Origin of the sequence: Oceanobacillus sp. CF4.6 (genome assembly GCF_051262635.1) — a bacterium.
Taxonomy (GTDB): Bacteria; Bacillota; Bacilli; order Bacillales; family Amphibacillaceae; genus Oceanobacillus.
Map to the genome: position 1 here is coordinate 18,707 of NZ_JBIMEX010000008.1, position 15,204 is coordinate 33,910.

14 protein-coding genes, 1 other RNA gene and 1 riboswitch are annotated in these 15,204 nt (G+C 37.4%); of the genes, 12 read left to right on the forward strand and 3 right to left on the reverse strand.

Annotation, left to right across the window (positions count from 1 at the left end):
- Positions 1-217 precede the first annotated feature (217 nt).
- Positions 218-988, reverse strand: a complete 771-nt coding sequence (locus ACHABU_RS12910) for an NRDE family protein (RefSeq protein ID WP_435765313.1) — start codon at positions 986-988, stop codon at positions 218-220.
- Positions 989-1,734: 746 nt separating this feature from the next.
- Here ACHABU_RS12910 and proB point away from each other — a divergent pair.
- The 4 genes from proB to menC all read left to right on the forward strand — a co-directional run bounded on the left by proB (position 1,735) and on the right by menC (position 6,212).
- Positions 1,735-2,850 (forward strand): glutamate 5-kinase, encoded by a 1,116-nt coding sequence (gene proB, locus ACHABU_RS12915; protein WP_435765314.1) that lies wholly within the window; start codon positions 1,735-1,737, stop codon positions 2,848-2,850.
- On the forward strand, positions 2,850-4,097 hold the full coding sequence (locus ACHABU_RS12920; RefSeq protein WP_435765315.1) for a glutamate-5-semialdehyde dehydrogenase: 1,248 nt from the start codon (positions 2,850-2,852) through the stop codon (positions 4,095-4,097). Before proB ends, ACHABU_RS12920 begins: the two co-directional genes overlap by 1 nt.
- Before the next feature lie 155 nt (positions 4,098-4,252).
- Entirely contained in the window at positions 4,253-5,044 is a 792-nt protein-coding gene (locus tag ACHABU_RS12925; protein ID WP_435765316.1) for a GNAT family N-acetyltransferase, read from the forward strand.
- 52 nt (positions 5,045-5,096) lie between these two features.
- A complete protein-coding gene (gene menC / locus ACHABU_RS12930; RefSeq protein WP_435765317.1) occupies positions 5,097-6,212 on the forward strand; it encodes an o-succinylbenzoate synthase in 1,116 nt (371 codons plus the stop codon).
- Between the two features lie 37 nt (positions 6,213-6,249).
- Here the strand turns inward: menC and ACHABU_RS12935 are convergent, their stop codons facing one another.
- Together ACHABU_RS12935 and ACHABU_RS12940 are read right to left on the reverse strand one after the other, a co-directional pair.
- Complete coding sequence (locus ACHABU_RS12935) at positions 6,250-7,353, reverse strand: 5-methyltetrahydropteroyltriglutamate--homocysteine S-methyltransferase (protein WP_435765318.1); 1,104 nt, start codon at positions 7,351-7,353, stop codon at positions 6,250-6,252.
- Between the two features lie 54 nt (positions 7,354-7,407).
- Positions 7,408-8,511 carry a 5-methyltetrahydropteroyltriglutamate--homocysteine S-methyltransferase gene (locus ACHABU_RS12940; protein WP_435765319.1) on the reverse strand — a complete coding sequence of 368 codons (1,104 nt, stop codon included), beginning with the start codon at positions 8,509-8,511 and terminating at the stop codon, positions 7,408-7,410.
- Between the two features lie 83 nt (positions 8,512-8,594).
- A riboswitch (SAM riboswitch) is annotated at positions 8,595-8,698 on the reverse strand.
- Positions 8,699-8,949: 251 nt separating this feature from the next.
- On the opposite strand from ACHABU_RS12940, the gene ACHABU_RS12945 reads away from it, so the two are divergent.
- The 8 genes from ACHABU_RS12945 to ssrS all read left to right on the forward strand — a co-directional run bounded on the left by ACHABU_RS12945 (position 8,950) and on the right by ssrS (position 15,061).
- Positions 8,950-9,924, forward strand: coding sequence for an MBL fold metallo-hydrolase (locus tag ACHABU_RS12945; protein ID WP_435765320.1), 975 nt, complete (start codon positions 8,950-8,952; stop codon positions 9,922-9,924).
- A gap of 19 nt (positions 9,925-9,943) precedes the next feature.
- The gene (locus ACHABU_RS12950; RefSeq protein ID WP_435765321.1) at positions 9,944-10,636 is read left to right on the forward strand and encodes a CBS domain-containing protein; all 693 of its coding nucleotides are present in this window, start codon (positions 9,944-9,946) and stop codon (positions 10,634-10,636) included.
- A 73-nt stretch (positions 10,637-10,709) separates the two neighbouring features.
- Entirely contained in the window at positions 10,710-11,324 is a 615-nt protein-coding gene (locus ACHABU_RS12955) for a 3'-5' exonuclease (protein ID WP_435765322.1), read from the forward strand.
- Positions 11,325-11,678: 354 nt separating this feature from the next.
- The gene (locus ACHABU_RS12960; RefSeq protein ID WP_435765323.1) at positions 11,679-13,283 is read left to right on the forward strand and encodes an acyl-CoA synthetase; all 1,605 of its coding nucleotides are present in this window, start codon (positions 11,679-11,681) and stop codon (positions 13,281-13,283) included.
- Between the two features lie 240 nt (positions 13,284-13,523).
- Positions 13,524-14,246 carry a DUF421 domain-containing protein gene (locus ACHABU_RS12965; RefSeq protein WP_435765324.1) on the forward strand — a complete coding sequence of 241 codons (723 nt, stop codon included), beginning with the start codon at positions 13,524-13,526 and terminating at the stop codon, positions 14,244-14,246.
- A 152-nt stretch (positions 14,247-14,398) separates the two neighbouring features.
- Positions 14,399-14,539 carry a small, acid-soluble spore protein L gene (sspL, locus tag ACHABU_RS12970; protein ID WP_379497094.1) on the forward strand — a complete coding sequence of 47 codons (141 nt, stop codon included), beginning with the start codon at positions 14,399-14,401 and terminating at the stop codon, positions 14,537-14,539.
- A 10-nt stretch (positions 14,540-14,549) separates the two neighbouring features.
- Positions 14,550-14,807 carry a sigma-G-dependent sporulation-specific acid-soluble spore protein CsgA gene (locus ACHABU_RS12975; RefSeq protein ID WP_435765325.1) on the forward strand — a complete coding sequence of 86 codons (258 nt, stop codon included), beginning with the start codon at positions 14,550-14,552 and terminating at the stop codon, positions 14,805-14,807.
- A gap of 69 nt (positions 14,808-14,876) precedes the next feature.
- Positions 14,877-15,061, forward strand: a non-coding RNA gene (gene ssrS / locus ACHABU_RS12980) — 6S RNA.
- Positions 15,062-15,204 lie beyond the last annotated feature (143 nt).

Genomic DNA, 15,204 nt, shown 5'->3' on the forward strand with positions numbered 1-15,204 from the left:
CTGTCTGAGCATAAATAAGCGTTTTTTTATAATCATTATTAACAGTTTGTTAAATAATGCACATAGTTTTATTATAACCTTATAACTGACGGAAATGTAATTTATTTATGGCAACTTTTCAACATCGAAATGAATATCTTGTGAACAAATATATTGAATTCAAGTGATAATGCAAATCGAATATACCTACGTTTAAATTAACCTAAGAGTTACCGTGTTACCCTTTTTTAATATCGAATGTGTAATGATTCTCAGTTAGAAAAACTCCCTTTTCATAAGTTCGTTCCGCAAAAGTGACATGATTGTTATGATCGATTAATACAACCGTAGAAGAGCGTGTTCCGTAATCAGGTGTTCGAATGAATAGAGGAGACAGCTTTCTTTCCAATTCCATACCTACGCCAGTTTCCGGTAAATCTGTATCGTCTACTTCTTCGGCATTCGATACAATATCAAATAGATTTTCAATATGAACCGTCCGATTTTGTTGGAGATAATCGTTTAACATACTTCGTCCTTTTGTTACCTTTGGCCATGGAGTATTAAGAAAATGATTACTCAGCGCATGCGTGCCATGACTGATTCTGGAATATTTGTCTTGAATATTATTATAATAAAATAGCTGATCAGCATCTCCGACAATAACATTAAACCCTGCATAATTTTCACGGTTTTTACTTAATCCGTTTAAAAATTCCTCGGAAGTCTTGTTGCTTTGCAGATAGTCCGTCACGATTTCACCACGTGATGACTTCCTTTTTTCTTCCATTTTCGGATCCCGATAATTTGTCAGTGCGGCAAAGCGGCCACTTTTCGTAATTCCGAGCCATGTCCCCATCAGCAATAAATCCCTACCTGCCAGGATTTCAGGATTGTCTTTCCAATAGTGAGCCTGTTCGGTTGGACGCTCGTAAAACTCATCTCGGTTAGCTGCTATTACTAATTTATAGTTCGAATGATCATGAAGTTGAAAATTAATTAAACACATCGTTAAAATCTCTCCTTTCTACCTTATTATAGAAGGAGGAGAAGTTTATAATCAAAAATATTGATCATTAGAGCTTGGAGATAAACCTAGTTTTCTTAGAAAACTTGGTTGTCACCAAGCCTTTCGGTGACAACCTTAGTTGCACTTATGCAGGTAGGAAAGTTTTATACTTTCCTACCTGCTAAAAAAGACCTGGTCTCCCGTTCAAAATAATGCTATACTTAACAAGCGATGAGCTGATTTGTGTAAGACGGAAGGATAACGTATTACATGTGATGTGAACCACATGATCCTGCGCCACAATTATTAAACGCATAGAAAGAGGCTGACTTAATTTTTTAAGCAGTCTTTTTTTTATGATTTACATTAAATTAATAATTTCCCTATTGACATAATCTCTTTTACTATACATAATAATAGCAACAATAATGAACGTTAATGAAGGATTAGTATGCGGACAATTGATATGAAAGAGAGCGGGGTTTATCAGCTGGAAGACCCTGTCGTATTCTATCCGCAGAACCTGCCTGCAGAGTCCCGTGCCAATACACGGGCGCTTCTCCAGCGTTATGGATTCAAGCGGAATGTGCATACATTCAAGTAATGGTGGTACCGCGGAAGTAGAGTTCTTTCGTCCTTATAATTGAGGATGATTGGGCTTTTTTTTATTTGCAACTAAGGCATTCGCTAAAGGCTTGGCGAATGCAAAGGTTTTCTAATAAATAATGAATTAGGGGTAATGCATGATGCGTAAACAGAGAATCGTAGTCAAAATTGGAAGCAGTTCTTTAACAAATGATAAGGGTGAAATCGATCAGCAAAAACTCGATGATCATATTCATGCATTGGCTGCGCTTCGACATGCTAACCATGAAGTAATTCTCGTATCATCAGGTGCGGTCGCGGCAGGCTTTGCAAGACTTGGTTATTCCTCTAGACCAGTTACATTAAAAGGAAAACAGGCAGCAGCGGCGGTAGGACAAAGTCTGTTAATCCAGACATACATTGAAAAATTTAACAATTACAAAATTACATCCGCTCAGTTACTTTTAACGAGAGGTGATTTTTCCAACCGGGAGCGCTATCGAAATGCTTTTGCAACGATTATGGAGCTTTTGGAAAGAGGGATTTTACCGATCATTAACGAAAATGATACCGTGTCAGTTGAAGAGTTGACATTTGGTGATAATGATATGCTGTCAGCCTTAGTTAGTGGATTTATCCACGCAGATCAACTGATTATTTTAACGGATATTAATGGGATATATAGTGGTAATCCAAGAACGAATCCATCGGCTATAAAATATGATTTTCTAGATACTATTACAAATGAAATGATTGGTGTTGCGGATACGAACGGTTCCAAAGTGGGTACCGGCGGGATGAAATCAAAACTGATGGCTGCCAAAACAGCAACATCACTTGGCGTACCAGTTTTTATCGGACATGGAAAAGGTAGGGATAAACTCCTCGACGCCTTAAAAGGAGAAGGGGATGGGACATATATCGCTAGTCATTCGAATTCTCCCATTAATACAAGAAGGCAATGGATATCTCTTCATTCAGAATCGATGGGGAAATTATATGTTGATCAAGGTGCGGAGGAGGCTATTTTATATCACGGTAGCAGTCTTCTTTCGCCAGGAGTTTTTAAAGTAATTGGAACATTTCAACGAGGAGATGTTGTACAGGTGTTTGGCTTAGATGAACTACTTGGCAGAGGGCAGGTTAGCTGTTCATCCGACGATTTGAAAAAATTGACTGAGAACCGAATGGGAAATGAAAAGGACCATTTACCAACGATAGAGGTTATTCATCGTGATGGTTGGGTGAAAGCAAAAAAAACGGGGAGGAATGTATAATGCGTGAAGTAATCCAAAAGGGTAAGGCTGCCAAAGCTGCAAGTTATCTGATGACAGGAGTAACAACAGAAGAAAAAAATGTAGCATTATGTTTAATGGCAGAACAATTAATCATCGACCAGCAGTTCATTCTTCGTGAAAATAAGAAAGATATTGAAGCAGGTAAAACAAAGGGTTTGTCACAGTCCGTATTGGACCGGATTATGTTAAACTCAGAAAGAATGAAGGGAATTGCGGATGCTATAACTCAGGTTACCGAACTTAAAGACCCCATCGGTGATACGTTGGAAACAATTGAGAAAGAAAACGGACTTCATATTCATAAAAAGCGGGTGCCAATTGGTGTTGTCGGTATGATATATGAAGCAAGACCGAATGTGACGGTTGATGCAGCTGCACTTACTTTAAAAACTGGAAATGCAGTTATTTTAAGAGGGAGTTCGTCAGCAAGGAACTCCAATATTGCGCTCGTTACATCGATACACCGTGCATTGGAAAAAAGCGGAATTCCGACGGATGCAGTTCAATTAATTGAAGACACAAGCAGAGAGACAGCAAAGGAGCTATTCCGCTTAAACGACTATTTGGATGTGTTAATACCAAGAGGTGGAAAAAACCTGATCGATACAGTAATTAGGGAAGCTTCTGTACCCGTTATTGAAACTGGTGCTGGCAATTGTCATATCTTCATTGATGAAACTGCAAGCAAGAAGATGGCAGAACAGATTGTATTAAATGCGAAGCTGCAGCGTCCATCCGTTTGTAATGCAATTGAATCCATTCTGATCCAATCGCAATGGTTTAACGTACATGGAGATGAGCTATTGCATAAGCTTTTAGAAAATGATGTGGAAATTTATGGGGATGATAAAGTGAAGGAAGTGTATCCGCAGGCAAATAAAGCATTGGAAGAAGACTGGTATAAAGAATATCTCGGTCTAGCGGTAAGCATCAAAATAGTGGATGGTGTCACAGAGGCAATACAGCATATTAATAAATATGGAACAAGACATTCCGAAGCGATTATTACAGAAGTTGAGGAACATGCAGAAATGTTTTTGAAAAATGTGGACGCCGCTGCAGTATATCATAACGCATCCACCAGATTCACAGATGGCTTCGAATTTGGTTATGGAGCTGAAATCGGAATCAGCACCCAAAAGCTGCACGCCAGAGGGCCAATGGGGTTAGAGGCATTAACATCGAGTAAATACTTTATCAAAGGAACTGGCCAAACGCGAAACTAGCGGCAACTTAGATGTCCCCGCCCAATGTAAACGATATTCGACAAAATTCGGGGAGTGACAGGCACTGTTCGGTTTTGAGAATTTTGTAGTAGGATTATTGATTAATAACGAATGGATGATAGAGTTTCTGAATCACATTAAAAGGGGCTTTTTTTATGGAAGATAAAATTAAAATAAAGCAATTAACAAAAATGGAACAATTAAAGGAAGTACAACATATTGAGGAATTGGTTTGGCATATGCCTCCCACCCCACTACATCAAACCTATACAGGAATCAATAATGGTGGAATGATTTTAGGTGCTTATGAAGGTGACAAAATGGTCGGATTTCTTTATAGTTTCCCGGGATTTGACGGAAAAAATGCTTATCTATGTTCGCATATGATGGGGATATTGAAGGAATATCGTAAAATCGGAATCGGCAAAAAAATAAAAGTGAGACAGGCGGAAATTGCAAAAAAGATGGGTTATGAAATGGTTACATGGACGTTCGATCCGTTGGAAAGTGTCAACGCTTATTTAAACTTGCACAAACTTGGAGCAAGAGGCACGGATTTCAAAGGAAACCATTACGGCGATTTGCAGAATGAATTCAGCGAGGGACTGCCATCTGATCGAATACAGATTATGTGGGATATCAGTGAACCATGCAGGGAAAAGGATGCAGTCGTTTTTGATGAAACAAAAGTCTTAATTACCATGGATGTAGAAAAGAGACCGGTAATAAATGATAATTTTCACGTTCATTATAACAAGCATAGTGACGTATGGTTCGTGGAAATTCCAACAAACTTTCAGGAAATCAAGCAGAAAGATTTGGAACTTGCAAAAGACTGGAGACAGGCGACAAAGAAGGTTTTCAATCTGCTATTTGATGACGGATATCAAGCAGATGATTTTATTCACTCTCGTTCAGAATGCAGCTATTATATTTTCACGAGATAAAAACGCTTTATTATCCCCTCTAATGGGATAGTTTGGTTAAGGGAGGCACATAATGACGATACCTATGAAACAATTTAAGTTGCATAAGTTGACGATGCGTTTAAAGAATCCGTTTCGTACAAGCTTTGGTACCTTTCAGGAGAAGGAATTTTTCATCACTGAAGCAATTGATTATGAAGGAAATCGTGGATTTGGTGAATCTGTTGCATTTTCAAGCCCTTGGTACAGCGAGGAAACGGTGATGACAAATTTACATGTGATGGAAGACTTTCTGATACCTATTTTAAAAGAAAATGAAATAAAACACCCCGATCAGGTAACGGAACTCTTTCGACCGATTAGACGTAATAATATGGCGAAAGCTGCATTGGAAGGTGCCATATGGGATCTATACGCAAAACGGGAAAATCTGAGTTTAGCAAAAGCCCTCGGTGGTGGCAAGAAAGAAATTGATGTTGGAATAAGCATTGGGATAAAGCCTACCATACCTGATTTAATTGAAAAGATCCATCAATTTGTAGAAGAGGGTTATAAGCGGATCAAACTTAAAATTAAACCAGGTTGGGACTATGAAGTATTAAAAGAAGTTCGAAAGCATTTTCCGGATACGCCAATCATGGCAGATGCGAATTCAGCATATACTCTAAATGATATGGACAAGCTACAGCAATTGGACGAATTAAACTTAATGATGATCGAACAGCCACTGGCACATGATGATATTGTCGATCATGCTAAACTTCAGTCGGTAATGAAGACACCTATCTGTTTGGATGAAAGTATTCATTCGATCGAGGATACAAAAAAAGCCTATGAACTCGGTAGCTGCAAAATCATTAATATTAAGATTGGCCGTGTTGGCGGACTGACAGAAGCAAAGAAAATTCATGATTTCTGTCAGGAAAAAGGAATGGAAGTGTGGTGTGGTGGAATGCTAGAGGCTGGTGTTGGACGAGCCCATAATATAGCTTTAACCACATTAAACCAATTTGTATTACCAGGAGATACAGCAGGCTCATCCCAATACTGGGAAAAAGATATTATCAAACCTGAAGTTGTTGTAGAAAATGGGGTAATTGATGTTCCTGAACGGCCAGGTATAGGATATGAAATCGATGAAAAAGCATTCAATCATTTTACAGAGTGGACAAAGAATTATCATTTTTAATAAAAAGGGAACAGCATAATTGCTGTTCCTTTTACGTTTATCCCCAAATTTCTTTGGAAAGATCAACGATATATTCTAATTTTGCCCATTGCTCATCTTCTGTTAATTTATTGCCGTGATGTGTAGAAGCGAATCCGCATTGTGGGCTAAGGCAAAGCTGTTCTAATGGAACGAATTCCGATGCCGCTTTAATGCGTGCTTTGATTGCTTCTTTATCTTCCAGTTCACCGGATTTAGATGTAACTGCACCAATAACTACTTGTGCTCCACCATTTGGAATATATTTCAAAGGTTCAAAACTCCCGGAACGCTCATCATCATATTCAAGGAAGAAACCATCTACCTTTTCTTTAGCGAATAGAGTTGGAGCAATTTCCGCATAGCTTCCAGTAAACGCCCATGTAGAACGGTAATTTCCTCGGCATAAATGAGTTGTTACATACAAGTCATCTGGTTTATTTTCAAGGGATTCGTTTACAACACGCAATGCCAGTTCAATTAATTTCTCTTTTGAATATCCATCTTCCGTTAATTGGAAGTCAGGAGATGACAGACCTGCAATATATACATCATCTAATTGTAAATAACGTACACCTGCATCATAGAAAGCTTTAATCGCATCTTGGTATGTTTTTATGATGTCATTGGCATATTCTTCAATATCCGCATAAATTTCCGGATTCCGTATACCTGCTTCAAACAATTGATTAGGGCTCGGAATGGCTTGCTTTGGAATTGCACGGTCACCAACGATTTCTTTAAAATCAATAAAATCTTTCACAAAAAAATGATCTGGGTTAAATGAAATTTTACCGGTATTGCGAATGTGATGTTTATCTGTTTCGATGCCATCAAATACATACCCTTTTTCTTTTTCATAGCCTTCGATACCATTCAAATTTTCCAGGAAATCGAGATGCCACCAGCTACGGCGGAATTCGCCATCTGTAACTGCCTGTAATCCAATTTCAATTTGCTTATCGACAATGCGCTCGATTTCTTTTGTTTCGACTTCACGTAATTGGGAAGCTGAAATCTTTCCTTCTTTAAAATTTTCTCTTGCCTGGTGCAAATTTTCTGGTCTCAGGAAGCTTCCTACATGGTCTGCTTTGAAAGGAGCTTTAACTACTGTTTTTGTCATTTTATTTCCCCTTTTCTAATATGTAATGTTATTTCTAAAATAGTGATAGGGAGCTTAACCCCAAAGTTCTTTTGAAACGTCAACAACGAATTTCAATTTGTCCCACTGTTGTTCTTCAGTAAGTTTATTACCGTGATGTGTCGACGAAAATCCACACTGTGGGCTTATACATAATTGTTCAAAGGGGACATATTTCGCCGCTTCTTTTACCCGCGTTTTAATTGCCTCTTTATCTTCGAGTTCACCAAACTTGGATGTTACTGCACCGATAACTACCTGTGCTCCACCATTTGGAATATATTTCAATGGTTCGAAACTTCCAGAGCGTTCGTCATCATATTCCAGGAAAAAACCATCTACTTTTTCTTTTGCAAACAGTGTTGGTGCAATTTTTGCGTAGCTTCCTTCAAATGCCCACGTAGACTGATAGTTTCCGCGACATAAATGGGTTGTAACGGTTAAATCCTCTGGTTTATCTTCCAGAACTTCGTTGACAACTCGCAATGCTAAATCTATCAGTTGCTGTCTGGAATAGCTGCCTTCTATAGATGGATTGTCATCTGCTGATAGTCTTGCAATATACACATCATCCAGTTGAATATAACGTGCACCGACATTGTAAAATGCTTTTAATGCAGCGCGGTAAGCTTCGATAACATCATCTGCGTATGCTTCAATGTCCGGATAAATTTCCGGATTTCTAATACCAGCGATAAATAACTGATTTGGACTTGGAATCGTTTGTTTAGGAACTGCACGATCGCCTACCATTTCTTTTAACTCCATAAAATCATGAATGAATGGATGGTCCTCGTTGAAAGAAATTTTTCCAGTGTTTCGTACACTGTGTTTTTCTGTTTCAACACCATGGAAATTCTGTCCTTTCTCTGGTTCAAATCCTTCAAGTCCATTCAGATTTTCTATGAAATCATAATGCCACCAGGTACGTCTGAATTCTCCGTCGGTTACTGCTTCTAAACCAACTTCAATCTGCTTATCTACAACTCTTTTAATTTCCTTTGTTTCCACTGCCCGTAATTCCTCAGCAGTAATGTTTCCATCTTTAAATTCTTTTCTCGCAATATGTATGGCTTCCGGACGCAGTAGGCTTCCTACATGGTCTGCTTTAAATGGTGCATTTCCTTTTTTCTTGGACATTACTTCACCTCATCTTAAGTTTTACAAACAAAAAAACCTCTTCCAAAGATAAGAAGAGGTTTAGATACCGTGACTAGTTTCTCTTCTTATCTTCAAGCAGATCACTGCTTCTGGAATTGGCACAGTACATTTTCAGTCTGTTGCCGAGGCTTCAAAGGGCCAGTCCCTCCACCTCTCTAAATAAGAAATACATATTTAATTAACTGTTAATAGACAGAATACATGCTAAAATCGAATAAGTCAAGAATAGATTAAATAATCTACTAAAAGATACGTCACTTACTTCGTTAATTCTTGTTGTGGAATTCTATAAAGCAATAGAGATTACTTAAGAAACTGTTTGCTTGGCATTTAATAGTAGTAACGATAAAATAGAAATTATAAAGTTTTAATCTTATTGTTGCATCTACTGGAGATTAATGAAAAGGGGACAGTAATATGTTAAGTAAAGTAACTGAAAATATATTCAAACTCGTTATCCATATTCCCGGTGGAATGCATGAAGTGAACAGTTATCTTATAAAAGGAAATAACGGTTATACAGTTATTGATACCGGTTTATATTCAAAAGAAGCGATGGACACGTGGAAAATAGTATTGGAATCAGGTGTAGTAGTTGAAAAAGTTATTTTGACACACACCCACCAGGATCATATCGGTCTTGCAAAATGGTTTCAGGAGCACATTGGTGTTCCTGTTTTTACTTCTAAGCTTGGATATAAAGAAATGTTGAAAGGCCGTAACGCCGACGCTTCTAATAGGAAACTCAAAGGGCTAATTAAGAAACATGGTATTCCTGAATTACCCGATCATCTTAAAAATGATTCACTTATTTATGATTTTGAGCCCGATGGTTTCTTTGAAGAACATGATAAAATCCAATTTGGCAATGATTTCTATGAAGTAGTCTGGACACCTGGTCATGCTCCCGATCAGTATTGCTTTTACCAAAGGGAAAAAAAGGTAATGATAGTGGGAGACCATGTATTAAAAAATATCTCTCCTGTAATTGGACTATGGACAGGAGAAGAATTAAATCCAATGAAAGAATACTATCATTCGCTTGCAAAAATAATCAATTATCCGGTCGATATTGCGCTTCCAGGTCATGGTGAAGCGATTATGGACTTAGAGGAACGTGTGCAAAGAATAAAAGAAAAGCATGATTATCGTCTGCAGCAACTGTTGGAACATATATCTGAAAAAGGGAAGACAGCAAACGATTTATGTGAAGTAATTTATGGGGAGTCAACGATTCATACATATATTAGTCCATTTATGGCTACGTTAACCCGATTAATTTATTTGGAAGCAGTAGGCGAACTTTTGAGAGTGGAAGAAAATGGAATCGTATTCTTCAAAAAGTCGATACACGGAAGCAACGCTCAGAGCAAGTTCCTAAAAAACCTTTAATTTCACGGGAGAATTTATCATGTACAAAAATTCGGAACGATTTATAACTGCATTTAATCGAATTGAAAAAGAGATAAAAGCATTGCTTATTAAAAAAGAAATGGGTTTTTCCAGAGCTGTCAGAGTGCTTCGAGATTCTAATGCAATTATTAAACGGTACACGGATGACTTACTGGAATTTGCTGAACTAAGAAATGCGATTGTTCATAACAAAATTGATATGGCTTTTGCGATTGCTGAACCACATGATACTGTCGTAGAACGTATCGAAAGAATTGAACAGGAACTCACCCGTCCACGCAAAGTAGATCCACTTTTTATAAGAAAAGTGATATCCTTTCAGCAAAATGAGCCAATGACCAATATGCTGGAAGTCATTAATCACAAGGGGATAACAAAATTTCCTGTTTATAACGATGACGAATTCCAAGGGTTGATTACGCATAAGGGGATTACGAAATGGCTGGCAAAAGGAATGCAAGATGGTACAGTACCTTTATTGGACACCAAATTGAAGGAAATCCTTCAATGTGAGAAAAATGATAATTATAAATTTATATCAAGAGATACATCTGTATATGAGGCAATGGAAATTTTTAAGAAGCAGATTGGAAAAGGATATCGCCTGGAAGCATTGCTCATAACAGGAAAAGGAAACTCTCAAGAGAAACTATTGGGAATCGTAACAAACTGGGATATAATGGAAATATAATTCCCTAATTGATTTGACCAATAAAGTTTTTAAGATGACCAAGAAGGTAATAGCTGTAAGAGGAGGGAGAACCATGAATTTCGTATCCATCGATTTTGAAACAGCGAATGAAAAACGCCACAGTCCGTGTGCTGTTGGTCTTGTTGTCGCCAACGAACATGAAATTATTGATGAATATTATAGTCTAATTAACCCAATGACGGATTTTCGTCCGTTTAATACATATATTCATGGGATTACCGAAGAAGATGTTGCAGATGCTCCTACATTTGCTGAATTGTGGCCAACACTTCATGCGTATTTGATGAATAATTTGGTTGTCGCGCATAACGCGAGCTTTGACATGAGTGTGATCCGTAATACACTCGATTATTTTAAACTGCCATATCCATTCATGGACTATCTATGCACCGTGAAAATTTCGCAGCGTATGTGGCCTGAATTATACAACCATAAGTTAAATACATTAGCATCACATCATGGCATATCATTTGAACACCACCATGCCTTGGAAGATGCACGAGTCGCTGCAAAAGTTTTTATGAAAGCAATGGAAGAATATCCAACAAGTTCAATGGACATCTTTTTAGATGAATGTAATCTAACAAAAGGTAAAATTTATGAACGGGGCTATATGCCACCAAAAACAAAACGAGCAAAAGGCAGCAGGAAAATTTCTTTTAAATAATCAAGGACTAAGCGATGTATGCTTAGTCCTTTCGTTTACATGAAAGTTATCTTTTTTCGACAAATAGTAAGATTAACGTTGCAATTGGATTGGACCGATGAATAAAGAAAGAAAAAACCAATTAAATCCGGTTCTGTTTTTGCGTTATGCTAATCCTGCATTTATTAATGCTAAGCTTCCCCATCCAACAAAATAGCCGTTATCCATATAAAATTTTTTCTATGTTGAGTATATCTTGATAAGCAAAGAAATTTAATACATCTCGTACTTGCTATTAAAAGTTAACTGAAATAAACTAATAGAAAGAATATTCAGCATGAAAATCATCTTCAACCCTATTTAAGGAGTGGTGTAATGAGTATAAATGCAAAAGTGCAGGATGACCTTCGTAAGATTGTAAGCCGAGCACGAAGAAATACGCTTGGTGATTTATTGGATCGCACGAAAGACCGTATTCCCGATAAATTTGCAATCGCTTACAATGGGCAGCGATTAACCTTTTCGGAACTCGATAATTTAGTGAATCAAACGGCGCAATCCTTCCTGAGTGATGGCATGAAAAAAGGTGACATGGTAACTGTTATGTCAAAGAACAGCCTGGATTTCGTCGTCGTTAATTTCGCGTTGGCCCGTATCGGGGCTGTTATGATTCCAATAAATTATATGCTAACACGAGAGGATATAAGATATATTTTGGAACATGCTGAAGTTAGTGGACTAATTGCATCGGAGGAATATGCTCAAGTGCTGGATCAGTCGGCCGTTAGTCTGGAAATCAGACACCGCTATGTAATGGATGTGACGAAGGATTACGCTGGAGAACTTTCTTCTTGGGTTGCTTTGTCTAAGGCACGTGAAGGACAGCCGGTTGAATTTGTCGATGTCGAAATGGATGATGATGATTTAGCACATGTATTGTATACAAGTGGAACGGAATCAAGGCCAAAAGGAGTTATGCTAACACATAAGAGCATTATAAGTGAGTATGTAAGTACAATTATTGATGCAAAAATGGAAACAACAGATGTGGCTATACATGCATTACCGCTATACCATAGTGCACAGCTTCACGTATTTTTAGGTCCGAGTGTATACGTTGGTTCGAGTGGAATTGTATTAGAAGCTGCAAGTCCAGAGCTCATACTTAAAACGATTGAAGAAGAAAAAGCGACACAACTATTCTGCCCGCCGACCGTGTGGATTGCTTTGCTTCGTCATCCTGATTTTGATAAGCGGGATTTGTCATCGTTAAAAAAATGCTATTACGGAGCGGCAATAATGCCGATGGAAGTTATAAAAGAGCTTACCAAACGACTGCCAAACGCAAAGTTATGGAATTGTTATGGACAAACAGAAGTAGCGCCACTTGTAACGGTATTGCAACCTGAGGATCAATTAACCAAACTGGGTTCTGCAGGTACACCTATATTAAATGTACAAACTAAGATTTTCGATGAAAACGACAAAGAAGTTCCACGTGGTGAAATAGGTGAAATCGTTCATCGCACCCCACATGCGATGAAAGGCTATCTGCATGACCCTGATAAAACAGCTGAAGCATTCCGCAATGGATGGTTCCACAGTGGTGATCTTGGGGTGATGGATGAAGAAGGCTATATTACCATTGTTGACCGTAAAAAAGACATGATTAATACTGGGGGAGTAAATGTTTCAAGTCGGGAAGTAGAAGAGGCCATCTATCAACTAGAAGGAGTTTCGGAAGTTGCCGTAATCAGTATTCCCGATGCATATTGGATAGAGGCAGTAACAGCTATCATTGTATTAAAAGACGGTGCTAAATTAACGGAAGAAGATGTCATTCAATTTTGTAAAGAACATTTATCGAAATTTAAAATTCCAAAGTATATCGATTTCACTAAAGAATTGCCGAAAAATCCGAGTGGGAAGGTGCTGAAACGTTCCTTGCGTGATCAGTATGAAGGTTTAAGTCAAAAGTAGTTTTTTTAGCAGTAAAGAAAGTATATCCATATTTCTTTCTGCATAAGTGCAACTAAGGCATCGCCCACAGGCTTGGCGAATGCCAAGTTTTCTAAAAATGCTGTGAGTCTCACAGCATTTTTTTTATTAGGTAAGAATCTTCATGCAGTAAAATCCAAGTTATTTATTTCAGCCCGTTACATAGTAATTCTCACTTTGATACATTCTAAGGAATAACTCAATTAACTTGGAGGTGCATATGTGGAATTGGCAAAAGAGCTTTTAATTTTATTAGTTCGAATTATAACCATACTACCATTACTTCTTATGGTGACCTTATTTATGGGGAAACGCTCGATCGGTCAGCTTCCCGTTTTTGATTTTCTTATTTTTCTTTCACTTGGGGCGGTTGTTGGGGCTGATATCGCAGATCCGAAAATTGAACATATTCATACAGCTGTTGCTATTATCTTAATCGGAATTCTACAAAAAGTAATATCAAAATGGAAAATAAGAAATAGAAGTGTTGGTAAGAAGCTGACGTTCGAACCAACCGTTGTCATGAGTGATGGGAAATTTATCATTGAAAACATGAAAAAAATACAGTACTCCATTGATAATGTGCTGATGATGCTTCGGGAAAAGGATGTATTTGATACGAGCGTTGTTAAAATGGCAATCATTGAAGCAAATGGAAATTTATCCGTGTTAAGAAAACCCAGTAAGTCTCCAGTAACCAAAGAAGATATGAATATGTACAATAAACCTCCTGAGTTCTCCTATCCGGTTATTGTTGAAGGCAAACTTTATACAGATGTACTGGAATATTTGCATCTAAATGAAACGTGGTTAAAAGAGATGTTAAAGAAATTGAGTATTACTAACATGGACAATGTCTTTTTTGCTTCTGTCGATTATGAAAATAATCTACATGTGACTTTAAAAACAGAAAAGATCAATAAATTGCCACGCGTTTATCATTAGTTCAAGAAAGACTTTGCCAAAAAGATTGAACAAGATTACCGATATATCCTGAAATATAATCCGAATCATTCATCTTTAAAGAATTTTTTTATAAAACAGTAGTTGGATAAAAGTAATTATTCTTGAAAGACTATTTAATGGAGGTGTTTTCATTGGCTAAGAAAAATGATAATTGGAGCAAACAAAGAGTAAACTCCAGTGTTAATCCGCAGGGGCTGACTGAAGATGTTGCAGATCAACAACCAAAGTCCCAGTTAGAACAACGTGCAAAAAAGAAAAATACGAAAATATAAGTAAGCAGGAGTGATTATCATCGATCAAACATTGCAGTATTTACGTGAATCTTTGTCTAATTATATGGAGAATGACGTGTGTCAGCAAATACTAAGCAAGATAGAAGCCAATAATTATACAAGTGAAGAAAGCTTTGTAAGTGACTTGGATGGTAAGGAAATGGACTACTTGGATATGGTGCTTGAGAATGAACTTGACTATGCAAAAAATGTACAAGATGATACAAGAGTGAAAGAACTGAACGAAGTATATGAACAGTTATTTTAATTAAACACCCGAAGTTAAATAGTAAAAATTTACCATTGTACTTTCTGGTGAAAAAGGTTATTATATATTTACAAGCTACAATGTTCGTATTTAATTAAGTTTTAACCTCTAATTAATGTATAGGGAGTTTTACATCGAGATTGGAATGTCGCGCCGCCAATAGCAGTGGAAGACAGGAAGGTTTCTGCGAACACCCACTTTGCGAAGTGGTGGTTTAAAACTTGTTATAACAATACGGCATTTGTGGCCTGTATACATAGCTTATTATTGACCAGTCTCCTTCTCAGGAGCTGGTCTTTTTGTGTTATGTGAAAATTTTGCATAATACAATCATTCTTAAGTGCTTAAGGAGTATCAAAGAAGTAGGAAAGCATCAAGTTGCTTTCCTACTTCTTTT